This window comes from Rhizobium giardinii bv. giardinii H152, from assembly GCF_000379605.1.
Lineage (GTDB): Bacteria > Pseudomonadota > Alphaproteobacteria > Rhizobiales > Rhizobiaceae > Pararhizobium > Pararhizobium giardinii.
Genome location: NZ_KB902578.1, coordinates 32,673 through 55,466, shown reverse-complemented (window position 1 = coordinate 55,466; position 22,794 = coordinate 32,673). Strand labels below are relative to the sequence as shown.

The window sequence follows — 22,794 nt, the reverse complement described above, 5'->3', positions numbered from 1 at the left end:
TTGCAGGGAAGGCAAAGGAGCGGCATGCGCTATCTGATCACGGGAACGGCAGGTTTCATCGGGTTTCACCTGGCCAAGCGGCTGCTCGACGAGGGCCATTTCGTCACCGGCTTCGACGGCATGACGCCCTATTACGACGTCCGCCTGAAGGAACGGCGCCACGCCATCCTAGCGCGCTCGAACGGCTTCCGGCCGGTGATCGGCATGCTCGAGGACAAGGCCGCACTGGAGCAGGCAGCCGAGATTGGCGATCCGGACGTCATCGTCCACCTCGCGGCACAGGCGGGCGTGCGCTACAGCCTGGAAAACCCGAAGGCCTATGTCGATTCCAACCTGACCGGCTCCTGGAACATCCTTGAACTGGCGAAGGCCGTGCGGCCCAGGCACCTGCTGCTTGCCTCCACTTCCTCGATCTACGGCGCCAACGAGAAAATTCCGTTTGCCGAGACCGACCGGGCCGACGAGCCGATGACGCTCTATGCCGCCACGAAAAAATCGGCCGAACTGATGGCCCACAGCTATGCCCATCTCTATCAGGTGCCGACGACCGCGTTTCGCTTCTTCACGGTCTACGGGCCCTGGGGGCGCCCGGACATGGCGCTGTTCAAGTTCGTCGACAGCATCCTTCACGACCGGCCGATCGAGATCTACGGCGAAGGCCGCATGAGCCGTGACTTCACCTATATCGACGACCTCGTCGAAGGCATCGTCAGGTTGATGGGCGTCCTGCCGGCGCAGGACAATCGTATCGACGACATCGATACGCTGTCGCATCACGCGCCATTCCGGGTCGTCAATATCGGCGGCGGGCAGCCGGTGGAACTGATGCGATTCGTCGAGACAGTCGAGGCTGCGGTTGGCCGGCCGGCGATCCGCAAGATGCTGCCGATGCAGCAGGGTGACGTGCCGCGGACCTTTGCCGCCCCGGACCTTCTGAAGGCACTGACGGGCTTCACGCCGTCCATATCGGTGGAGGAAGGCGTTAGACGCTTCGTCGACTGGTATCGCGCGGAGATGGCGGACGTCTGAGACCGCGCTGCACGCGACGCACTTTCCGCAAAATCGTCAGGGTTTGCGGGGACAGGATGCCCGCAGTGCATCCGGAAGGGTGCAAAAAGCATCGCACTGCATATATCTGTTGCTGCGCTGCACAGTTTGCTAGCTTTCGACTGCGTTTTCCCTGTCGGATCCGTTCATTATCCGGGTTCCGTCTTGACAGAGACCGCAAGAAACTTCTAGGCTGGGTAGTATATTTAATTTTTGTAGCGCAACTCCCACGTCCAATCCAATTTAAAGGGGCTCATTGATGTTTAAGCGATCTTTATTGATCTCGACTGTAGCGCTCTGCGCTTCTCTTTCTTTCGCACAGGCTCAAACGGCGCCGGCTGCGGCTACGATTGCCTCCCTTGCAAGCTGCTCGAGCAATTGCGTTGGGCAGGCACAAAGCCTTTCTGCTGAAATCAGCGCTCTGCCGGCCGGGCCGGAAAAAGACGCCTTGATCTTATCGCTGGTCAGGGCGGTCGGTACGCTCGCGATCTCCCAGCCGGCGCTTTCTGTTGCTCTCGGCGACGTCGTTGCCTCGACGCAGGCCGGCCTCAGCACAGACGCTGCTGCTGCGGCTCCGTTCGTCGAACAGGTCGCTGCCGCGCTTCAGGCTGGCACGCCGGGCACCGCAACGGCAACGATCGGCCAGATGCCTGGCGGGGATCCGGGCCTCGGCGACGATCGTGCCAGCTGATAGGGTGCACCGGAACAGGGTTTGACGCGTAGAAAAGCGCCCATCGGGCGCTTTTTTTGTGTCGGGCCCCAGAAAAAACTTCGCCGGGCTTCCGAACGACAGGTTTAACTTACGCTTGATACCGTCCGGCCTCGCAATATAGGGTACAAGCATACCGGTAATACAAACTTGAATATAGGCCCTCGTCCAACCACAGCTGGTGCGGTACAGCAGACGCGCGAAAACCCGAGCCGTTCGCGCGCCGCGGTGATCGACGGGCGATAAGGCCTTGTTTGGGACTGCTAATCATAATCCGAGCGGTAGGAATGACATTTTCAGAAAGCATCCGGCTTCGCGTGCTGGAAAAGCACCCGGTCCGGAGCAAACCCGCCAGAGATGGCGCATCATGGTAAGGCAGCGCAAATGGATCGCGATGGTATGCTGCCTGCTGATTGCGGCAGCGAGCGGCTACGGGCTGCGGCGCGAACTGGCGCCGTTTACCGCCAAACCGATCGAACAGGCGCTGACACCCAGCGCCTTCGCCGATGAGGACCTCGGCTACGGTCTGTCGTCCTATTCAAAGACGCTGGTGATGAAGGACTGTTTCCGCATCGTGCTGGCCTACAGCGACATCGACATGATCGACAAGGCAGTGCGCGACGTGGTGTCGAGATGCGCCGCCCGGGCCGCGGACATCGTTGCGACGACACCGACAGACTCCTTCGCCTGGCTCGTGCGCGCCGCCGCATCCGTTCGCCTGCTTGCCAACGATGACTTCAACGCCGCGCTCAGGCAATCGCAACTGACCGGCCCCAACGAACAATGGATCGCCCGCCTTCGCGTCGATCTGGCGGAGAACTATTTTTCACGACTGAGCGCCGAGACCATCAAGTCGGAAGCCGCGGACCTGAAGCTGCTCGCCAGCAGCCAAAAAGGTGTCGCAGTCATCGCCCGGCGTTATGTCTCCGACCCCGATTTCCGGGCGCGGATTACGGCAATCGTCGAAGCGATGCCGCAGGACCGGCAAGTCGCCTTTCTGAACAACGTCAAGAGATCGATGGGCAAGTGATGATCCGGTTTTCCGCTTTGCCGTGTCCCTACCAGGACCTGGCCGCAATCCAGCCGTCAGGCCCGCGCTTTTCTGGCGCCACGGCAGGTCTGAGACCATGAGGAAGGCGACGCGCTACCACTCGGACCGGTTCCGGCTGAACAACCAGTTGATGTGGGCCATCCTTCTGGTTCTGTTCCTTTCGCCCTTCGCATTCGGCAGCACCAAGCCCTCCCTCTGGCTGCTGTGGTCCCTGCTGATTTCGCTGTGCGGCGCGGTTCTCTTCGGCCGCATGGCGCTGTCCAACGCCCGGTTCAGGATCGCACCACGCAATCTGCCGGTGCTGTTCTGCCTTTTCGTCCTTCTCGGCGCCTTTATGCTTTTTCAGGCTCTGCCCCTCGGCGTATCGTCAGCGGCTGCCAGCATTGCCGACCTAGGTGTCCTTATCACGCTCGATACGATCAGCCTGACGCCGCACGATACGATCCTTGCCCTCGTGCGCTGGGCGACCTATGGCCTGCTCTTCTTCTTGGTGCTGCAAATCACCAGCAACCCCCAGCGCGCGCGCGCCTTCATCAATCTCCTCTATTGGGCGATCGTCGTCCACGCCGTCGTCGGGCTGCTGTTCCTGCTGCAGTTCGGCGACACCATCCTCGGTATTCCGAAATGGAAGTATTTCGGCTCGGCGCTGGGCGGTTTCATCAATCGCAACTCGTTTGCCACCTTCCTGTCCTTCGGCAGCGTGCTCGGCGTCAATCTGATGATCGAGCGGATGACGGAGAGGTTGTCGGGAAAGGGCGACACCTCGATCCTGGGGATCTATCTCGGCAAGGGCGGCCTCGTGGTCATCGGGCTCGGCTGGCTGATCCTGGTCATCACGCTGATCGCCACGAACTCGCGCATGGGTCTCTTCGCTGGCTGCTGCGGCATGATCGCCTCGGTCGTACTGGCGCTTGCCAAGAAGTCCGCCAATACCAACCGAACCGGCATCTGGCTGTTTCTGCTCGTCATCCCTGTTTTCGTCGGTCTTGGCATGCTTGGCTACGGAACGCTGTTCCTTGAGCGCCTGGGCCGCGTTGGCGATGCGTCCGACGTCAGAATGCAGCTCTACCAGCAGGTTTTGCAGATGATCGAAGCCCGGCCTTTGCTCGGCTTCGGGGGCGACAGTTTCGAATATGCCTATCCGCTGTTCCATCAGGCGCCGGTCAGCGTCGATCTCGTCTGGGACAAGGCGCATTCCACCTATCTGTCGCTCTGGGCCGAATACGGGCTGTTCTTCGGCAGCCTGCCGATGCTGATCGTCGCGATCATCGTGCTGCAGCTTGGCGCCGCCTATGTGAAGGCGCCCGGTCAGGACATGCTGATCCGCAGCGGCCTTTGCGTCATACTTGTCGGCGCCCTGCACTCGCTGGTCGATTTCAGCCTCGAGATCGAAGCCGTAACGTTTGCGTTCGTCGCCATTGTCGCCACCGCTTGGGCACGGCAATTCGAACTCAGAAACGCCGGCACGAGGGAGGGGTCATGATTCGCAGCATCCTTGATTTCCTGCGCGGCGGTGCCGGCACGACGGCGACCGCGCAACGACAGAAGCTGTTCTTCGAAGGCGGCCCGGATCACATCTATGCCGTCGGCGACGTGCATGGCTGCGACGATCTTCTCGGGAGGCTGGAGGATCTGATCTTCGAAGACTGCCGCAGGCGTGAGGGCACCAAATGGCTGATCATGCTAGGCGACTACGTGGACCGCGGACCGAAATCGGCATCGGTGATCGATCGGCTGATCGCCAAGCCGCGTGCAGACATCAAGCGCTTCTGCCTTGCCGGCAATCATGAAGACGTGATGCTCGATTTCCTGCGCAACCCGTCTCGCGACCATCAATGGCTCGATTTCGGCGGGCGGGAAACGCTCTATTCCTACGGCCTGCACAAGCTGCCGGCCAGTCGCCCGGCATTGAAGAACCTGCTGCAATCGCGCATTCCGGACGAACACGTCGCCTTTCTCGAATCCTTGCCGTCGATGCTGAGCATACCGGGATTCTGCTTCGTCCATGCCGGTCTTCGCGATGGCGTGCCGCTCGCCGAGCAGTCGGATGCGGATCTGTTGTGGCTACGCCCTTCGGCGAGCGGAAAGGCTGTGGCTACAAATGGCATCGTCACGATTCACGGCCATACGCCGGTCGCCAGGGTCGAAGTGGGTCAGGGGCGAGTCAACGTCGATACCGGTGCCTTCATGAGCGGTATATTGTCCGCCGTGCGACTTTCTCGCCGCAGTGCGCCAGAGATCATTCAATGCAGTTGATGATGTTTGAACTTGGCAATTGTCGGTCGTGCGTAATCTGCTAGAACTACCACAATACATGCTGCATTGCAGCAATTTATAAAACACTTTTTCATTTTTTAAATAAGCAGCGACGGCTGCGCAAATAATGGTTGTGTGCACATGGATGCAGAAATTGACCTCAAAGGCATACTTGGCTTAATACGCCGCCAGCTCTGGCTGATTTTATCAACAATTGCCGCCATACTTGTCCTGACGATTATCGTCACCTACTCCCTTACACCCAAATACACGGCAACCTCTCTTGTCCTTGTCGATACGAGCACGAAAAACCTGCTTGATTCCGACAATGTCCTTTCCAACCCCAATGCCGACAATTCCCGCGTTGAAAGCGAGGTCGGAATTCTCAAATCCGATCGCATCCTGCTCAACGTCGTCAGCGAAAACAACCTCGTTTCGGACAGCGAATTCGGCATCGGCGCTTCGCTGAAAGACCGGATCCTGAGCTGGCTGCGTATCCCATTGCCGCCGGCCCCCTCGGGCGAGGAGGCCCTGTCGCGCGTCCTCACCGCGTTCAAATCGGCCATCACCGTCAGCCGCAGCGGCCTGACCTACCTGATCACGGTCGGCGTGGTTTCAAAGGATCCCGAAAAGGCGGCAAAGCTCGCCAACTCGATGAGCGACACGTATATTCGCGAGCAGATCAACGCGAAGGTCGCTGTGACGCTCACCAAACGCGACACGATCCAGAAGCAGGCGGAGGCCGCCAACGCGGCCATCGTCGAAAACGAACGGAACTTCGACACCTACATTACAAGCAATATCGACCGGCTGGAGAAGCAGACCAATTCGCACGGCCTGACCACGCTTCGCGCGGAACTCGAGAAGGTCAATCGCGACCGCGCAACCGGGCTCGGCCGCATCGAATCGCTGCAGAAATCGCTGCAGACGCAGGATTTCTCGACGCTGGTAACCCAGCTCGGTTCAGACGCGCTCAACGCGCTGCAGCGCCAGCGCGAAGGCCTCGCGACGCGGATCGCCGCGGCCGGCGACAACAGCACCGAGGCCATCAGCCTGCGTGAAGAACTCGCGAAGGTCGACAAATCGCTGGCCGGCGCGGCCTCTCAGGAGGTCAACACCCTGCAGCAGTCGGTCAGCAACTACCAGCAGCAGGCAAACGAGGTTCGGCAGAAGATCCGCAGCACGGTTCTGCAAAGCAACCTGCCGCCGGAAGTGCTGACCGAAATCTACAGCCTGCAGCAATCCTCCGAGATCGCCCGCAATCAATACCAGACCCTGCTGTCGCGGCTGCAGGAGCTTGACGCACAAGCGTCGCTGCAGTTGCCGGACAGCCGCGTGGTTTCGGCCGCGCTGACCCCGACCCTGCCGTCCTTCCCCAACAGCAAGCTGATCCTCGGACTGTCGCTGATCGTTTCGATCGGCATCGGCATCGGTCTTGCGATCCTGCGCGAATATTTCATCGGCGGCTTCGTCAGCGAAAACCAGATCGAAGCCGTGCTGAAAGTGCCGTTGTCGGCCATCGCCCCACGTCAGGTGAGCGACGATCTTCACAAGCTGGCGAGCCCGAGCTCCAGCCTGTCCGATCTCATGGTGACCGCGCCGCTCTCGCTCTTCAGCGAAAGCGTGCGGCGGCTGCGGCTGACACTCGACCAGCAGGAAAGGAAAAATCCGGCGCCCAAGCGGCAGGATGCCGACGAGGGCAAGATCATCATGGTCTCCTCCGCGCTTCCGGCGGAAGGCAAGTCGACGATGGCGCTGTCGCTCGCCCGCGCCTATGCCCTGACGGGCAAGCGGGCGCTGCTGATCGACTGCGACCTGCGCAAGCCGAGCGTCAACAAGCACCTCAATCTCGAGCCAAACCACGATTTCATCGACTATCTGCGGCAGGATCGCAACTCCGCGACCTTGACGTCGCTCATCATGCGCGATCCGCTCTCCAACCTGACCGTACTTCTCGGCGGGCGGCGCAGCGACGTGGCCACCGACGAACTGGTGATGAGCGAGAAAATGGGCCGGATTCTCGCCAGTGCCCGCAAGCACTTCGATTACGTCATTCTCGACACGCCGCCGATCGAACCGGTCGTGGACGGCCTTTATCTTTCCCGTCATGCCGACATGATCGTCTTCGTCATCAAATGGGCCAGCACGTCGCAGTCGAGCGCCAAGCGGGCCGTCGCCGCGCTCAAGGAAAACAAGAACCCGGACGCCGGTATCGTCACCCTGCTCAACCAGCAGGACCGCACCAAGATGTCGGGCAATTACAGCTACTCCGGCTACTACACCGAGTAGAGACCGGCGTTTTGCAGATCAACAGGGTGCGACGCGCTCCTTTGTGTGCCTCGAAGCGGCAATCCATGCAGCACAGGGCTTGGCGCATGAGGCTTGCGGCGCAGGACACGAGGCGCAAAAACGCAGTCCGTAAAATTCTATCTTTCTACTTAAGCGAGCCGAAGAACGTTCTCCTGTACCTTTATGACACAGATGGACGAGACGGATGTGTTCCGCCTCGCAGCATGATGCGCCCTCCGCCTGAACCGAAATGATTTCGGTCCAACAAACGAAGCCTTGGACAGAGGCTGCGGACGACAGGGACAGGGATCATGTTCAAGAAAGCAGTCATCGCGCTGGCGGCCATCGCGGCTCTTGGCGTCACCAGCATGTCTTCGGCTTATGCCGTCAATCTGGGCTCGGCGCGCGGCGCCGCAAAGGACCATCGCCAGACCTCGGTGGCACCGATCGCATTTTCGCTCTACTGCCTCGATCATATCGCGGAGTGCACCAAGAGCTCGAAGTCGCAGGTTGCTTACACCTCAAAGATCCGCGGGCTGCTGGCCTCCGTCAACCGCTCGGTCAACCGCAGCATCCGCCCGCTGAACGAGCGCCGCGACGTCTGGTCGCTCAACCCGGCCTTCGGCGACTGCGACGACTATGTCATGACCAAGCGCAGCCGCCTCATCCGCGCCGGCATTCCGGCCAGCGCGCTGCGGGTTGCCGTGGTGCGCACGCCGCGCGGAGAAGGCCACGCGATCCTGCTGGTCAAGACGTCCGCCGGCGAATTCGCCCTAGACAACCTGCGCAGCACGATCGTCAAGCGTAACCAGACCGGCTACCGCTTCGTCAGCGTTGCTTCGGCCGATCCGACCCGCTGGTCGGCGAACTGAGGGGCCTAAAAGGCGCTAGCGTGAACGGAAGAGCGCTTGCTCTTCCCGTTCGCGTTCGCCGCTAGAGCAATCCGCGTGCGGCGAGATTGCGCATCAGCGCTGCCAGGCCGAATGTCCAGGGCGGGCACTCCGTCGACAGGCGCACGGTGTTGGTGAGCGATCCGAGATGCGGATTGGCGATCGTCACGACGTCGCCGATCTTGTGGGTGAACCCCTGCCCCGGCGCATCGCGATCCTCGACGGGAGCAAACAGCGTGCCCATGAACAGCATGAAACCATCGGGATATTGATGGTGACGGCCGATCGTCTGGGAGACGAGATCGAGCGGATCGCGGCTGATTTCCCGCATCGTGCTTGAGCCGTTCAGCACAAACCCGTCGGGACCGGTGATCGTCAGCGACAGATCGGCATTGCGCACGTCGTCGATCGAATAGGTGGCATCGAACAGGCGGATGAACGGCCCGATGGCGGAGGACGCATTGTTGTCCTTGGCCTTGCCGAGCAACAGCGCCGAGCGGCCCTCGACATCGCGCAGATTGACATCATTGCCGAGGGTGGCGCCCTTGACGCGGCCCTGGCTATCGACCGCCAGCACGATTTCCGGCTCGGGATTGTTCCAGCGCGAAATCGGATGCAGCCCGACGGAGGCGCCCCAGCCGACGGAGGCCAGAACCTGCGCCTTGGAAAAGACCTCGGCATCCGGCCCGATGCCGACTTCGAGATATTGCGACCAGACGCCCTCCTCGATCAGTGCCCCCTTCACCTTCGCCGCCTCCGGCGAGCCGGCCTTCAGGTCGCGCAGGCTGTCGCCGATGATGGCGGTCACGCGCTCGCGCATCTTTTCCGCCAGCGCCGGGTTTCCGGCAGCCTTTTCCTCGATGACGCGCTCAAGCATCGACCGGGCGAAGGTGACGCCGCACGCCTTGACCGCCTGTAGATCGCATGGAGCGAGAAGATGCATCGTCGAGAGATCGCCCGTCGCCTCCACCGAGGCGTCCATGACCGCCTGCAGCGATGCGAGACGCTCGCCCTCCTGCTGCATGAGGAATGCGACGGGGTCGTCGCATTCAAGCAGGTCGCGCATCGTCGGCACCTCCTTCGAGGTGATGTCGTAGAGATCGCCGCCGCGCAACACGACCAGGGAAGGTCCGGCGGCATCCGGCCGCCAGAGGCGCCCAACGAATGTTCCCGTTTCAAAAATATCGCTTGCCGCCGCCATGCTGCCCTCCCCGTTGTATGCCTGCTGTGGCAAGATAACGGCCGCCGCATCGCGGGCAAGGTGCGCGACGGAAAAACAATATGACCGCGTCGGAAAGACTGTCGCGGAATCTTGCGGGATGACCCGAAGAATGGTCGGCGCGACAGGCGGACGCTCTATTTAATTTTACTAAATTTCTGATAGCACCGGAGAGACCGAATAAGCATGCGAGGCCAGCCGTTGCACGGATGGTCACAAGAGGGGGATGGGACATGAGTTTTACCGAAACGACGACGACTTCCTGGTTTTCGCGGTTGAAGAACGGGCTGATCGGCCTCATCCTCGGCCCGCTGCTGGTGCTTGGGATGATCTGGCTGCTCTCCTGGAACGAAGGCCGCTCGGTGCAGACTTATCGCGCCTTGGCCGAGGGTGCCGGCATTGTCGTTTCGGTCGATAATGGCAGCATCGATCCGGCCAATGAAGGCAAGCTGGTGCACATTTCCGGATCGGTGAAGCCCGATGGTACGCCGGAGGATCCCGCGCTCGGCGTTTCGGCCGAGGGTGCCGCCGGCCTCAACCGCAAGGTCGAGATGTATCAGTGGATGGAGGACAGCAAGAGCGAGACCAAGAAGACGCTCGGCGGCGGCGAGGAGACCGTTACGACCTACACCTACAGGAAGGAATGGCGCCCGCGCCGCGTGGATTCCTCCGACTTCAAGCAGGCCGACCAGCATCAGAACCCCGACATGCCGATCGAGGGTGAGCGCTTCACTGTCGCGACCGCGACGCTCGGCGCCTTCACCGTCGACGGCAAGGCCGTTGCCGATCTCGGCACGGACAGCCCGGTCAAGCTCTCTGCCGATGTCGTCGGCCAGGTGACGTCGGCTCTCGGTTCCGACAAGCCGGTCAAGGCAGACGGAACGACGATCTATGTGTCGCAGAACCGCCAGAGCCCGGCGATCGGCGATCTGCGCATCAGCTTCAGCCGCGAGGACATTTCCGCTGCGAGCTTCGTCGGCGCGCAGAAGGGCGCGGCGATTGCACGATACAAGGCCTCCAACGGTCGCGAACTGTTCCTGAGCGCTGCCGGCCAGGTCGGCGCAGCGGACATGTTCGAGGCGGCCCAGAGCGAGAACACCCTGGTCACCTGGCTCATTCGCTTCGGCGGCCTGCTCGGCATGTTCGTCGGCTTCGTCATCATGCTGTCGATCCTCGGCATCATCGCCGACGTCATCCCCTTTGTCGGCTCGATCGTCGGCTTCGGCACATCGATCATCGCCGGGATCCTGACCCTGATCCTCGGGCCGGTCGTCATCGCCATCGCCTGGATCGCCTATCGGCCGTTACTGGCGATCATCATCATCGCCCTTGGCATCCTCATGGCCGCGGCGCTGATTTACCTTCGCCGCAAGAAGGCAGTCGCTGCCCCGACGGCATCGACCGCCGCTTTCGGGCGGAGCTGACACGACCCGCGCGCGCCCGAACCGACGCGCCTTGCCTCCTTTCGTCCGGCAGCGCTTCGTAAATCGACCGCCGGACGTTTGCGTTTGAGCATCGTTCTCTCTAGCCTGCAGCTCCTTCAACGCGGCGGATCACAGGCACCGGATGTTTCTCGTCTCGAAAGTCTTTTGGCTGTTGGCGCAGCCGCTCTCGCTGATCTTCCTGCTTCTGATCCTGAGCCTTGTTTTCGGTGGCGCTGGCTTCCGGCGGCTGGGCCGGTTTTTCTCCGGGCTTGCCGCTACCCTGTTGTTCTTGACGCTGTTCACCAACTGCGGTGCGGTGATGCTGCAGGCGCTGGAGAACCGCATTGCCCGGCCCGCAAGCCTGCCTGCCGATCTCTCCTGCATCATCATCCTCGGCGGCGCCTTCGAGAACGAGGTGATCGCCGGGCGTGGCGGCATGGAATTCAATCAGGCGGCAGACCGTTTCGTCGAGGGCCTGGAGCTGGCGCAGACCTATCCCGCCGCGAAAATCCTGGTCTCGGGCGGCGACGGTTCGTTCAGCGGCATATACGACGGCGACGCCGAGACCTCCGCGGCCTTCTTCTCCACCTTCGGCATCGCGCCCGAACGGATCATCCGGGAGAGCCGGTCGCGAACCACTTTCGAGAATGCCGACAACACCAGGGCGCTGCTCGAGAAGAACGGACTTTCGGATTGCGCCCTGATCACTTCGGCGTTCCACATGCCGCGGTCGATGGGCCTCTTTCGCAAGCTCGGCATTGCGGTCACCCCCTGGCCGGTGGATTATCGCACCAGCGGGCAGCTTTCCCTTGGCCCGGATTTCAGCCAGCCGTCGCTGAATGCGCAACTGACGACAACTGCAATGCGCGAATGGACCGGGCTGATCGCCTATTACATCGGCGGCAGGACGCATGTGCTTTTCCCGCAATAGGCGGCCGTTGACGCAGCATCCCCATTGTGGTCCTTCTCGGTTTTCTGGCGAGGGGGAAACATGCCGATCCTGGAAATTCTCGACTATGCCGGGGTGGCCGTGTTTGCCGCGACCGGGGCGCTTTCGGCCTCGCGCAAGCAGCTCGACATCATCGGCTATATCTTCCTCGCCTCGGTGACCGGCATCGGCGGGGGCACGCTGCGCGACGTCATCCTCGGCGCGACACCCGTCTTCTGGGTCAAAAACCCGATCTACCTCGTCGTCTGCTGCTGTGCCGGCCTCCTGGTCTTCTTCTCCGCGCGCAGGATGGAATCACGCTACAAATTTCTGGTCTGGCTAGACGCGATCGGGCTGTCGGCCTATTGCGTCATGGGGGCGGCCAAGGGGCTATCGGCAACCGGCTCGCCGATCGTGGCGCTGGTCACCGGCATGCTGACGGCGACCTTCGGCGGCATCCTGCGCGATCTGCTCGCGGGCGAACCATCGGTGCTGCTGCGACCGGAAATCTACGTGACGGCCGCACTTGCCGGCTCCGGCGTCTTTACCGCAGCCACCTATTTCGGCGCATCGCTGCTTATCGCCTCAAGCCTTGGCGTCGTGACGGCCTTTGCCGTACGGGGCGGCGCGCTCAAATACGGATGGACGTTGCCGACCGGCGATTCTCGCCCCGGCCGTCATCCGGACGATGTCATGTAGCAAGGAAGCTCAGCTGCGCTTGGGGCGAAGGCGGATCACCACGTCGACATGGGCGATTTCCATGCCCTCCGGCGGCTCGGGCAGGTTGCCGATGGTGATGCTGTTGACCGGGATGTCGAGCACTTCGTTGTGTCCCTCGACAAAGAAGTGATGGTGATCGGACACATTGGTGTCGAAATAGGTCTTGGCGCTCTCGACGGCGAGAACGCGGATCATGCCGGCTTCGGTGAACTGGTGCAGGGTGTTGTAAACCGTTGCGAGCGATACCGGCACGCCGGCCGCGACTGCTTCCTCGTGCAACTCCTCCACCGTCAGGTGGCGATCGCCCTTGGCAAAGATCAGGTCTGCAAGCGCCATGCGCTGACGCGTCGGCCTCAGGCCGGAGCGGCGCAGGCGTTCTTCCGAACGGATCTCGATGGCATTCGTCATACGGACGGGTCCAACTTTCAGGCTATTGCACAACGCATTCCCTGTGCCGATATAACTTTTGCTGCGATTGCTTTCAATAGTCGGCAAGGGCAGCAAGGCGGCGAAGCCGTGAAAAACAGCCGGAATCTTGGGGCAAGGGCCAATTATCTCTGGCCGTTGCAGCCCCCATAATGTATGCGACGGCGGAAATAGACCTTGTGCTTGACCGGGCAGGGAGATGCGACACAACTGGGAAGCGTCATGCCGACGCTTCAAATTGTGGCTGTCTTGCTCTAAACCAAGTCAACGAAAAACGGATGTAGCGGGGAAACGACAGTTCATGACGACCAGACAATCCAGCTTCAACTATGAAGAGATCCTATCGTGCGGTCGTGGCGAACTGTTTGGCCCGGGCAACGCCCAGCTTCCCCTGCCACCGATGCTGATGGTTCATCGCATCACCGACATCTCCGAAACCGGGGGCCTGTTCGACAAGGGCTATATCCGCGCCGAGTACGACGTCCGTCCCGATGATTGGTACTTTCCCTGCCATTTCCAGGGCAATCCGATCATGCCGGGATGCCTCGGCCTTGACGGCATGTGGCAGCTGACCGGCTTTTTCCTCGGTTGGCTTGGCGAGGAGGGGCGCGGCATGGCGCTTTCCACTGGCGAAGTGAAGTTCAAGGGCATGATCCGTCCGCATACCAAGCTCCTGGAATATGGCATCGACTTCAAGCGCGTCATGCGTGGCCGCCTTGTCCTTGGCACGGCCGATGGCTGGCTAAAGGCCGATGGAGAGACCATATACCAGGCAAGCGACCTTCGCGTCGGTCTGTCGAAGGAAAAGGCTGCCTGAACCGCGGCCACGCCGCACTCAGAGACAAATAAGAAGAGGTCATCGACATGAGACGGGTTGTTGTCACGGGTCTGGGCATTGTTTCCTCCATCGGAAACGATGCGCAGGAAGTCACCGCGTCGCTGCGCGAGGCGAAGTCCGGAATTACGTTTTCGAACGATTTTGCCGAACATGGCTTCAAGTGCCAGGTCTGGGGAGCGCCCAACATCGACACGACCGAGCTTGTCGACCGTCGCGCCGCGCGCTTCCTGTCACAGGGTGGCACGTGGAACCACGTGGCCATGAAGCAGGCGATCGCCGACTCGGGCCTCGAAGACAAGGATGTCGGCGGCAACGAGCGCACCGGCATCATCATGGGTTCGGGCGGCCCTTCGACCCGCACGCTGATCGACGCGGCGGAAATCACGCTGAAGAACAATTCGCCCAAGCGCATCGGCCCGTTCGCCGTGCCGAAGGCGATGTCGTCGACCGCATCCGCGACGCTCGCCACCTGGTTCAAGATCCACGGCGTCAATTATTCGATTTCATCGGCCTGCTCCACCTCGGCGCACTGCATCGGCAATGCGGCGGAAATGATCCAGTGGGGCAAGCAGGACGTGATGTTTGCCGGCGGTCACGAGGACCTCGACTGGACCATGTCGAACCTGTTCGATGCCATGGGCGCCATGTCCTCCAAGTACAACGACACGCCCGCGACCGCCTCGCGCGCCTATGACGCCAGCCGCGACGGCTTCGTCATCGCCGGCGGCGCCGGCGTTCTGGTTCTCGAAGAGCTGGAGCATGCCAAGGCCCGCGGCGCCAAGATCTATGCCGAAATCACCGGCTACGGCGCAACCTCGGACGGCTACGACATGGTCGCTCCGTCCGGCGAAGGTGCGGTCCGCTGCATGCGCCAGGCGCTTGCCACGGTGAAGGGCGACGTCGACTACGTCAACACGCACGGCACCTCGACGCCGGTGGGCGACAGCAAGGAAATCGGCGCGATCCGCGAAGTCTTCGGAAACAAGATCCCGCATATCCAGTCGACCAAGTCGCTGACCGGACATTCGCTGGGCGCTGCCGGCGTGCAGGAATCGATCTATTCGCTCCTGATGATGCAGGCCGGCTTTATCGGCGAAAGCGCCCACATCACCGAACTCGATCCGGAATTCGAAGGCGTGCCGATCGTGCGCAAGCGCATCGACAACGCCAAGATCGATATTGCGCTGTCCAATTCCTTCGGCTTCGGCGGCACCAACGCAACGCTCGTTTTCCAGCGCTACAACGGATAAGAACATGACCGGTCTCATGAACGGAAAACGCGGCCTCATCATGGGTGTTGCGAACAGTCACTCGATCGCCTGGGGTATTGCGCAAGCGCTGGCCGCCGAAGGTGCGGAACTTGCCTTCACCTATCAGGGAGAAGCGCTCGGCAAGCGGGTCAAGCCGCTGGCAGCCGAACTCAACTCCGACATCCTGCTTCCCTGCGACGTCGAGGATATCGCTTCCGTCGATGCCGTCATCGACGCGCTGAAGGAAAAATGGGGCACGCTCGACTTCATCGTCCATGCCATCGGCTTTTCCGACAAGAATGAGCTCAAGGGCCTCTACGCCGATACGACGCGCGACAATTTCAGCCGCACGATGGTCATCTCCTGCTTCTCCTTCACCGAGATCGCCAAGCGCGCGGCCGAACTGATGACCGACGGCGGGGCGATGCTGACGCTGACCTATGGCGGTTCCGTGCGCGTCATGCCGAACTACAACGTCATGGGCGTCGCCAAGGCCGCTCTCGAGGCGTCCGTGCGCTACCTGGCGGCCGACTATGGCGCGCGTGGCATCCGCGTCAACGCCATCTCCGCCGGCCCGATCCGCACGCTTGCCGGCGCCGGCATTTCCGACGCCCGCGCCATGCTGTCCTGGCAGCAGAAGAACTCGCCGATGCGCCGCACCGTCACCATCGAGGATGTCGGCAGTTCCGCGCTGTACCTGCTGTCCGACCTGTCGCGCGGCGTCACCGGCGAAATCCACTATGTGGATTCGGGCTACAACATCACGTCGATGCCGACACTCGACACCCTGCGCAAGGCAGATACGGAGTAGTTTTCGAGCTGCTCGCGACCGGCGCGCGGTTCGCAAACGGCGCGCGCCTCTTGCCCTCTTGAATTTTGCCCGATTCCTTGCCAGTTCAGAGCGCGCAAGAATTCCGCAATACAAGATGAGGCATGACAAGCATGAGCAATGCTCAAGAAAAACCCGTCGAAAACCACGTTTTTGAGGCCGACGTCGCGCGTCTGCTGCACCTCATGGTGCATTCCGTCTATTCCGACAAGGACGTGTTCCTGCGCGAGCTGATCTCCAACGCGGCCGATGCCTGCGAGAAGCTGCGCTACGAGGCGATCGCAGCACCGGAACTCCTCTCCGACGATCCCGGCTCCCGCATTGTGCTGACGCTGGACGCGGATAAAAACACGCTGACCCTCGAAGACAACGGCATCGGCATGAGCCGCGACGACATGGTCGAGGCGCTCGGCACGATCGCCCGGTCCGGCACCCGCGCCTTCATGGAACGCGTCGAGGCGGCAAAGGCGGGCGATGGCGCCCAGCTGATCGGCCAGTTCGGCGTCGGTTTCTATTCCGCCTTCATGGTCGCCGACAAGGTCGATGTCGTTTCCCGCCGGGCCGGTACTGCCCATGCCTGGCTCTGGTCATCCGACGGCAAGGGCAGCTACACGGTCTCCGAGGCCGATCTCACGGAAGCTCCGGCGCGGGGCACCCGCGTCAGGCTGCATCTGATGGACGACGCCAAGAACTATACCTCGAAATGGAGCGTCCAGCGGATCGTCAAGGACCAGTCCGGCCACGTGCCGGTGCCGATCGACCTGATCGAGAAGCCCGGCGCGGAAGCCGAGCGCGTGGCCGACGGCACCGCTCTCTGGACCCGGTCCAAGAACGAGATCACCAAGGAAGAGTATGCCGATTTCTACCGCGGCGTTTCCGGCCAGTATGACGAACCGGCGCTGACCGTGCATTTCCGCGCCGAAGGGCGCCACGAATATACCGGCCTTGCCTTCGTGCCGGAATCGAAGCCCCTCGACCTGTTCGATCCCGAGGGCAAGGGCCGCATGAAGCTCTACGTCAAGCGCGTCTTCATCACCGACGACGCCGAGCTTCTGCCGCGCTACCTGCGCTTCGTGCGCGGCCTCGTCGACACGGCCGACCTGCCGCTCAACGTCTCGCGCGAAATGATCCAGGAAAGTCCGATCCTCGCAGCGATCCGCAAAGGCCTGACCAATCGCGTGCTGACCGCCATCGAGAAGCTTCAGGAAAGCGACGAGACCGCTTTTGCCAAGCTCTGGGAGGCCTTCGGCAGCGTCCTGAAGGAAGGCATCTATGACGATTTCGAGCGCCGCGCGCAGCTTCTTGCACTGTCACGCTTCCGCACAACGACTTCGGACGAAGCGACACGGTCGCTTGCCGACTACGTCAAGGACATGAAGGATGCGCAGGCGGCGATCTACTATCTGGCGGGCGACAATCTCGACCACCTGAAGGCTTCGCCACAGCTCGAAGGGTTTCGCGCCCGCGGCATCGAGGTGCTGCTTCTGACGGATTCCGTCGACAGCTTCTGGGTGACGGCCGCTCCGGATTTCGAGGGAAAGCCGTTCAAGTCGATCACCCAAGGCGCTGCCGACCTCGCCCAGGTGCCGAAGACCGAGGGCGATGTTCCAAAGACCGCGGAGACGACACCCGCCGTCAGCGATTTCATCGCCTTTGCCAAGTCGGCGCTCGGTGACGCGGTATCGGACGTGCGGGCCTCCGACCGGCTGACGGAAAGCGCCGTCTGCCTCGTCGCCTCCGAACAGGGTTACGATCGCCAGCTGGGAAAGATGCTGCAGGGTGCGGGACGTCTGGATGCCGTCGCCAAGCCGATCCTCGAGATCAATCCCGGCCACGGGCTTATCGCCGCGCTGGCTTCAGGCGGCAGCGAAGAATTCCGCACCGACGCAGTCCAGCTTCTGCTCGACCAGGCCCGCGTCCTCGACGGCGACAAGCCTCAGGACCCGCGCGCCTTCGCCGAGCGGCTTTCGCGGCTGTTCGAGCGGGCTTTGCGAGGCTAACTAATGGGAAAACGGCGCGATGGCGCGGGCTTGGGCGCGGGCCATCGCCACCGCGCAATGGATCGGTCTGCCTGACGCGTCAGGCGGCCCACCAGACGGCGAGCAACACCGCCAGGACCGCGATCGCAAAGATGCCGAACATCGTCATCTGCTTGCGCGCCTGGTCCAGGGTTTCCGGATCGACCGACCGGCGGCCGGTCTGGAAGGCCAAGGGCACCTCGGAGGTTGGTTCCTTGCCTTCGCCGCTCTTGATATCCTTTGCGATCACTTCCGCGACATCTTCGGTGATGGGCGGGCGGGCAGGTCCAAATCCCATTGTTTGCTCCATCGAGCGCCGCGCGTCCGCTTGGACGCGCAAGGGCGCGGCGAGGAAATGGTGAACCTTATTCAGGGCGAACGCAACTGCAAAAGATGCGTCCCGGGAGCGCTGCGGGAGGGCCGCCCTCAAAGCCTCAGCGCTTGCCCCAGAGCACCTTGAAGCGGGCGTTGCGGCAGGTCTCGCCCCATTCCTTGAAGGTCTCGGCCATGACCGGCTCGTAAGGCAGGCCGCGATTGGCAACCAGCATCAGCCGTCCCCCGATCTTGAGCGCCTTGGCCGCCGCCTTGATCATCGCGGCGCCGAGTGCCGGATCGGCGGCCTGGGTCTCGTGGAACGGCGGGTTCATGACGATCAGGTCGTATTTGTCGCGTGTTTCCTCGGAGGTGAGGTCCTGCCAATAGAAGCGCGTCGGGACGTTCGGCGCGTTGGCCTTGAGGTTGGCGCGTGCGGCTTCCAGCGCGTGATAATCGGCCTCGAAGAGATCGATGCCCTTCAGGCCAGGGGATTTTCCCGCCAGCATCACCGACAGATAGCCCCAGCCGGCGCCGAAATCGGCGGCGTGGCCCTTGAAATCCTCCGGAAGACGCGAGGCCAGCAGTTCCGAGCCGGCATCGATCCGCTCATGCGAGAACATGCCCGGCGCCGCGTCGAAACGGCCTTCGACCCGAACCGGCTTCTTGGCAAACTTGGCGATCACATCATCCGCATCTTCCGGACGGCCGAACCAGAAGGCGATGCCATGATATTTCGGCAGGCTGTCGCCGCCCCAGCCAAGCTGGGCGACGCGCTTGCGCAGCGACTGGATGCCGTCTTCCTTGCCGCCGGCGACGATGATCAGGCCGCCGATCTTGGTGCGCTTCAGCGCTTCGGCAATCCGGTCCTCGTTCTCGCCCTTGTGCTTGCCGCAGAGGATGAGCGCGGCATCATAGTCCTCGCCCTCGACGAACGGCGTCACGCTCGCCCTTGAGGCTTCCAGGCCGCGATAGAGCGGGCGCAGAGGCTGCACGGCGGCGATCGACGCCGCGAAATCCGCCGGCAGCCGGTAACCCGCCTCGGCGCCGAGGAACAGCACCCGCTCGTCTTTACCGGGTGCGGGAACGACGCCGGTTTCGAAGGGATGGAAAAGGGTTTTCAGCGCGTCGCGGCTCATGGTGGAACGTCCTAGGCGGCATTTCCAGGAAAAATGTGAAACGGTTTTCCGCCCGGAAATGCGTAAAAACAAAGAGATAGAGCGTATTCGTCACTCGGGGAAAAGCGCAACGCTCTAGCGGAGATAAACAAGAAAGGGCGCGGAACGATCCGCTCCGCGCCCGTGGCAGTCTTTTCAAGCGCCGCGCTTATTCAGCAGCTTCGCCTTCGCCCTTGGCGACTTCCTTGCCGGTTGCCTGGTCGACAACCTTCATAGAGAGGCGGACCTTGCCGCGCTCGTCGAAGCCCATCAGCTTGACCCAGACCTTGTCGCCTTCCTTGACGACGTCGGAGGTCTTGGCAACGCGCTCGGAAGCGAGCTGCGAGATGTGCACGAGGCCGTCACGCGGGCCGAAGAAATTGACGAAGGCGCCGAAGTCGGCGGTCTTGACGACCGTGCCTTCGTAGATCTGGCCGACTTCCGGTTCCGCGACGATCGAGTGGATCCACTTGCGGGCCGCTTCGATTTCCTTAGCCGACGAAGAAGCGATCTTGATCGTGCCGTCGTCTTCGATGTTGATCTTGGCGCCCGTCTTCTCGACGATTTCGCGAATGACCTTGCCGCCCGAACCGATGACTTCACGGATCTTGTCGACCGGGATGTTCATGACTTCGATGCGCGGTGCGAATTCGCCGAGCTGGCTGCGGCCTTCGGTGATGGCATTGGCCATTTCGCCGAGGATGTGCTTGCGGCCGCCCTGGGCCTGCTCAAGCGCCACCTTCATGATTTCTTCGGTGATGCCGGCAATCTTGATGTCCATCTGCAGCGAGGTGATGCCGTCGGCGGTGCCTGCGACCTTGAAGTCCATGTCGCCGAGGTGGTCTTCATCGCCGAGAATATCGGAGAGAACTGCGAAGCGCTCACCTTCGAGGATCAGGCCCATGGCGATACCGGCAACAGGCTTTGCCAGCGGAACGCCGGCATCCATCAGCGCAAGCGAGGTGCCGCAGACGGTTGCCATCGAGGACGAGCCGTTCGACTCGGTGATCTCGGAGACGACGCGCAGCGTGTAAGGGAACTGCTCGGCGCTCGGCAGCATCGGGCGGATAGCGCGCCAGGCGAGCTTGCCATGACCGATTTCGCGGCGACCCGGGGAGCCCATGCGACCGGTTTCGCCGACCGAATAGGGCGGGAAGTTGTAGTGAAGCAGGAAGCGTTCCTTGTACATGCCGGTCAGGCTGTCGACGTATTGTTCGTCTTCGCCGGTACCGAGCGTGGCAACGACGATCGCCTGCGTTTCACCGCGGGTGAACAGGGCCGAGCCGTGCGTGCGCGGCAGGATGCCGACTTCCGAGACGATCGGGCGAACGGTGGACAGGTCGCGGCCGTCGATGCGGCTCTTGGTGTCGAGGATGTTCCAGCGGACGATCTTCGCCTGCAGGTGCTTGAAGACGGCACCGACGACTTCGGCCGTGTACTTCGGCTCAACGCCTTCGGGCAGGAAATGCGCCTTCACCTTGGCCTTGACGGCGTCGACGGCGGCGTAGCGCTCAGCCTTCTGGGTGTTCTTGTAGGCGACGCGCAGTTCGGCTTCGGCGAGCGAGAGCATTTCGGCTTCGAGTTCCGAATAGTCTTCCGGCTGGAAGTCGCGCGGCTCCTTGGCAGCCACTTCGGCGAGCTTGATGATCGCGTCGATCACCGGCTGGAAGCCCTTGTGGCCGAACATGACGGCGCCGAGCATGATGTCTTCGTTCAGTTCCTTGGCTTCCGATTCGACCATCAGGACGGCGTCCTGGGTGCCGGCGACGACGAGGTCGAGGACCGACTCGTCCATTTCGTCGAGATGCGGGTTGAGCACGTATTCGCCGTTGATGTAGCCGACGCGGGCGCCACCGACCGGACCCATGAAGGGAACGCCGGAAATCGTCAGCGCTGCGGAAGCGGCAACCATCGACAGGACGTCCGGATCATTTTCCAGGTCGTGCTGGACAACGGTGACGACAACCTGGGTGTCGTTCTTGTAGCCTTCCGGGAAGAGCGGGCGGATCGGGCGGTCGATCAGGCGGGAAACCAGCGTTTCCTTTTCCGACGGACGGCCTTCGCGCTTGAAGTAGCCACCAGGGATCTTGCCGGCGGCGTAGGTCTTTTCCTGGTAGTTGACGGTCAGCGGGAAGAAATCCTGGCCAGGCTTCGGCGCCTTGGCCGAAACGACGGTGGCGAGAACGACCGTTTCGCCATAGGTGGCAAGCACGGCGCCGTCAGCCTGACGGGCGATCTTGCCGGTTTCGAGCTTGAGCGGGCGGCCTGCCCATTCAATTTCTACCGTGTGGGTATTGAACATGTTTTGTCCTTCGTGTGCGGCAAGTCCGCGCCGCTGCCTAACTGGCGCGGGCGGTCCGCAAAAATGACGCATCACGGGCAAGACAACGGGAGGCTTCCAAATCTGGCTGGCGGTCGTTCCGCTCCTGAAAGCCAATTGGCTTCGGGCGCCGGGAAAACGAGCAAGCGCCGAAGCATCCTGCAATCCTGCCCCATGACAGGTCATCGGTTGGTTCCGCAGAGCCGGCCCATCCGGTCTGCTGGAGCGTCCGCTTCGGCAGAGCCAGCGTGGCTCGCCCGGAAGCGCAAAGACGGGATCAATCCCGCAAAAAAGAACCGGCGGGCATCCTTCCTTCGAAGGGTCCCGCCGGCGTAAGGCTTAGCGGCGAATGCCGAGAGCGGTGATCAGCTTGGTGTAGCGCGCTTCGTCCTTGCCCTTGACGTAGTCGAGAAGCGAACGGCGGCTGGAGACCATTGCCAGAAGGCCACGACGCGAGTGGTTGTCCTTCTTGTGACCCTTGAAGTGTTCGGTCAGGTTGTTGATCCGCTCGGTGAGGATGGCAACCTGGACTTCCGGAGAACCGGTATCGCCTTCAACAGTTGCGTATTCCTTGATGAGCGCAGCCTTGCGCTCTGCAGTGATCGACATCGTGTCATCCTTTCAATGTTTAGGATTTCGGGTCGCCAGCAGCCGGGATGTCGTCTAGCTGCGGCCATGAAGGCAAAAGTCCACTTGATCGGGTCTGATGCTGGCGCTGCCTATAAACTATCCGGCATCAAAAAGAAAGAGGGCGGATGACGCCCTTCCGGAGCGCCTATTGCGGCGCTGAGCGCGGATGCATCGGCGCCGATTTCAGCTTATCGTCGCGTCCCGAGCAATCGAGGAAATTGCCAAAGACCCAGCCCAGCGTCTCGCCGTTGGCAGCCACCTCGACCCAGCGCTTGCCGCCTGTCCGCGTTTCGGCGATCACCTCGACCGAAAGCCCGTTGTCGAGCGTCGACAGGATTTGCCCGTTCGGCTGTGCGCGAACATTGAGCGGCGTGCCCGTCGGGTCGGCAACCACGCATTTGGCACCGAAAGCGGACACCATACCGGAGGCGAAAACCCCAACAACGGTGGCTGCGATGATCGTCTTGCAACGCATGTGTAC

General features: G+C 61.9%; 21 protein-coding genes. 14 read left to right on the top strand and 7 right to left on the bottom strand.

Features of this window, described 5'->3' with window-relative positions:
- Window positions 1-24 precede the first annotated feature (24 nt).
- The 7 genes from A3AY_RS0100290 to A3AY_RS0100260 all read left to right on the top strand — a co-directional run bounded on the left by A3AY_RS0100290 (window position 25) and on the right by A3AY_RS0100260 (window position 8,224).
- Complete coding sequence (locus A3AY_RS0100290; RefSeq protein ID WP_018323665.1) at window positions 25-1,029, top strand: NAD-dependent epimerase; 1,005 nt, start codon at window positions 25-27, stop codon at window positions 1,027-1,029.
- 466 nt (window positions 1,030-1,495) lie between these two features.
- Complete coding sequence (locus A3AY_RS0100285) at window positions 1,496-1,738, top strand: hypothetical protein (protein ID WP_018323664.1); 243 nt, start codon at window positions 1,496-1,498, stop codon at window positions 1,736-1,738.
- A 385-nt stretch (window positions 1,739-2,123) separates the two neighbouring features.
- Window positions 2,124-2,786 (top strand): hypothetical protein, encoded by a 663-nt coding sequence (locus tag A3AY_RS0100280; RefSeq protein WP_018323663.1) that lies wholly within the window; start codon window positions 2,124-2,126, stop codon window positions 2,784-2,786.
- Window positions 2,787-2,883: 97 nt separating this feature from the next.
- Window positions 2,884-4,290, top strand: a complete 1,407-nt coding sequence (locus A3AY_RS0100275) for an O-antigen ligase family protein (RefSeq protein ID WP_018323662.1) — start codon at window positions 2,884-2,886, stop codon at window positions 4,288-4,290.
- Window positions 4,287-5,063 (top strand): metallophosphoesterase family protein, encoded by a 777-nt coding sequence (locus A3AY_RS34315; protein WP_018323661.1) that lies wholly within the window; start codon window positions 4,287-4,289, stop codon window positions 5,061-5,063. The genes A3AY_RS0100275 and A3AY_RS34315 overlap by 4 nt, the downstream gene beginning before the upstream one ends.
- A 141-nt stretch (window positions 5,064-5,204) precedes the next feature.
- Entirely contained in the window at window positions 5,205-7,352 is a 2,148-nt protein-coding gene (locus tag A3AY_RS36935; protein WP_018323660.1) for a GumC family protein, read from the top strand.
- Window positions 7,353-7,663: 311 nt separating this feature from the next.
- Window positions 7,664-8,224, top strand: a complete 561-nt coding sequence (locus A3AY_RS0100260; RefSeq protein WP_018323659.1) for a transglutaminase-like cysteine peptidase — start codon at window positions 7,664-7,666, stop codon at window positions 8,222-8,224.
- Window positions 8,225-8,285: 61 nt separating this feature from the next.
- Here A3AY_RS0100260 and A3AY_RS0100255 read toward each other — a convergent pair whose 3' ends face one another.
- Window positions 8,286-9,443: a fumarylacetoacetate hydrolase family protein gene (locus A3AY_RS0100255; RefSeq protein ID WP_018323658.1), complete on the bottom strand. Its 1,158-nt coding sequence runs from the start codon at window positions 9,441-9,443 to the stop codon at window positions 8,286-8,288.
- 251 nt (window positions 9,444-9,694) lie between these two features.
- On the opposite strand from A3AY_RS0100255, the gene A3AY_RS0100250 reads away from it, so the two are divergent.
- The 3 genes from A3AY_RS0100250 to A3AY_RS0100240 all read left to right on the top strand — a co-directional run bounded on the left by A3AY_RS0100250 (window position 9,695) and on the right by A3AY_RS0100240 (window position 12,512).
- Window positions 9,695-10,885: a TMEM43 family protein gene (locus A3AY_RS0100250; RefSeq protein ID WP_018323657.1), complete on the top strand. Its 1,191-nt coding sequence runs from the start codon at window positions 9,695-9,697 to the stop codon at window positions 10,883-10,885.
- A gap of 142 nt (window positions 10,886-11,027) precedes the next feature.
- On the top strand, window positions 11,028-11,816 hold the full coding sequence (locus A3AY_RS0100245) for a YdcF family protein (protein WP_018323656.1): 789 nt from the start codon (window positions 11,028-11,030) through the stop codon (window positions 11,814-11,816).
- Window positions 11,817-11,876: 60 nt separating this feature from the next.
- On the top strand, window positions 11,877-12,512 hold the full coding sequence (locus tag A3AY_RS0100240) for a trimeric intracellular cation channel family protein (protein ID WP_018323655.1): 636 nt from the start codon (window positions 11,877-11,879) through the stop codon (window positions 12,510-12,512).
- 9 nt (window positions 12,513-12,521) lie between these two features.
- On the opposite strand, the gene irrA is transcribed toward A3AY_RS0100240, so the two are convergent.
- Window positions 12,522-12,941, bottom strand: coding sequence for an iron response transcriptional regulator IrrA (gene irrA, locus A3AY_RS0100235; RefSeq protein WP_018323654.1), 420 nt, complete (start codon window positions 12,939-12,941; stop codon window positions 12,522-12,524).
- 319 nt (window positions 12,942-13,260) lie between these two features.
- Here irrA and fabA point away from each other — a divergent pair, with 319 nt between their 5' ends.
- From fabA to htpG, 4 genes are all read left to right on the top strand, one after another.
- A complete protein-coding gene (fabA, locus tag A3AY_RS0100230) occupies window positions 13,261-13,776 on the top strand; it encodes a 3-hydroxyacyl-[acyl-carrier-protein] dehydratase FabA (RefSeq protein WP_018323653.1) in 516 nt (171 codons plus the stop codon).
- A gap of 47 nt (window positions 13,777-13,823) precedes the next feature.
- Window positions 13,824-15,047: a beta-ketoacyl-ACP synthase I gene (gene fabB, locus A3AY_RS0100225; RefSeq protein ID WP_018323652.1), complete on the top strand. Its 1,224-nt coding sequence runs from the start codon at window positions 13,824-13,826 to the stop codon at window positions 15,045-15,047.
- A 4-nt stretch (window positions 15,048-15,051) separates the two neighbouring features.
- Window positions 15,052-15,858, top strand: coding sequence for an enoyl-ACP reductase FabI (fabI, locus tag A3AY_RS0100220; RefSeq protein WP_018323651.1), 807 nt, complete (start codon window positions 15,052-15,054; stop codon window positions 15,856-15,858).
- Between the two features lie 131 nt (window positions 15,859-15,989).
- On the top strand, window positions 15,990-17,876 hold the full coding sequence (htpG, locus tag A3AY_RS0100215; protein WP_018323650.1) for a molecular chaperone HtpG: 1,887 nt from the start codon (window positions 15,990-15,992) through the stop codon (window positions 17,874-17,876).
- 79 nt (window positions 17,877-17,955) lie between these two features.
- On the opposite strand, the gene A3AY_RS0100210 is transcribed toward htpG, so the two are convergent.
- The 5 genes from A3AY_RS0100210 to A3AY_RS36930 all read right to left on the bottom strand — a co-directional run bounded on the left by A3AY_RS0100210 (window position 17,956) and on the right by A3AY_RS36930 (window position 22,788).
- Complete coding sequence (locus tag A3AY_RS0100210) at window positions 17,956-18,192, bottom strand: hypothetical protein (RefSeq protein ID WP_018323649.1); 237 nt, start codon at window positions 18,190-18,192, stop codon at window positions 17,956-17,958.
- 136 nt (window positions 18,193-18,328) lie between these two features.
- Window positions 18,329-19,345, bottom strand: a complete 1,017-nt coding sequence (locus A3AY_RS0100205; RefSeq protein WP_018323648.1) for a class I SAM-dependent methyltransferase — start codon at window positions 19,343-19,345, stop codon at window positions 18,329-18,331.
- A gap of 187 nt (window positions 19,346-19,532) precedes the next feature.
- Window positions 19,533-21,665, bottom strand: coding sequence for a polyribonucleotide nucleotidyltransferase (gene pnp, locus A3AY_RS0100200; protein WP_018323647.1), 2,133 nt, complete (start codon window positions 21,663-21,665; stop codon window positions 19,533-19,535).
- Window positions 21,666-22,022: 357 nt separating this feature from the next.
- Window positions 22,023-22,292, bottom strand: a complete 270-nt coding sequence (gene rpsO, locus A3AY_RS0100195) for a 30S ribosomal protein S15 (protein WP_018323646.1) — start codon at window positions 22,290-22,292, stop codon at window positions 22,023-22,025.
- Window positions 22,293-22,458: 166 nt separating this feature from the next.
- Window positions 22,459-22,788: an SH3 domain-containing protein gene (locus tag A3AY_RS36930; RefSeq protein ID WP_018323645.1), complete on the bottom strand. Its 330-nt coding sequence runs from the start codon at window positions 22,786-22,788 to the stop codon at window positions 22,459-22,461.
- Between the last annotated feature and the right edge of the window lie 6 nt (window positions 22,789-22,794).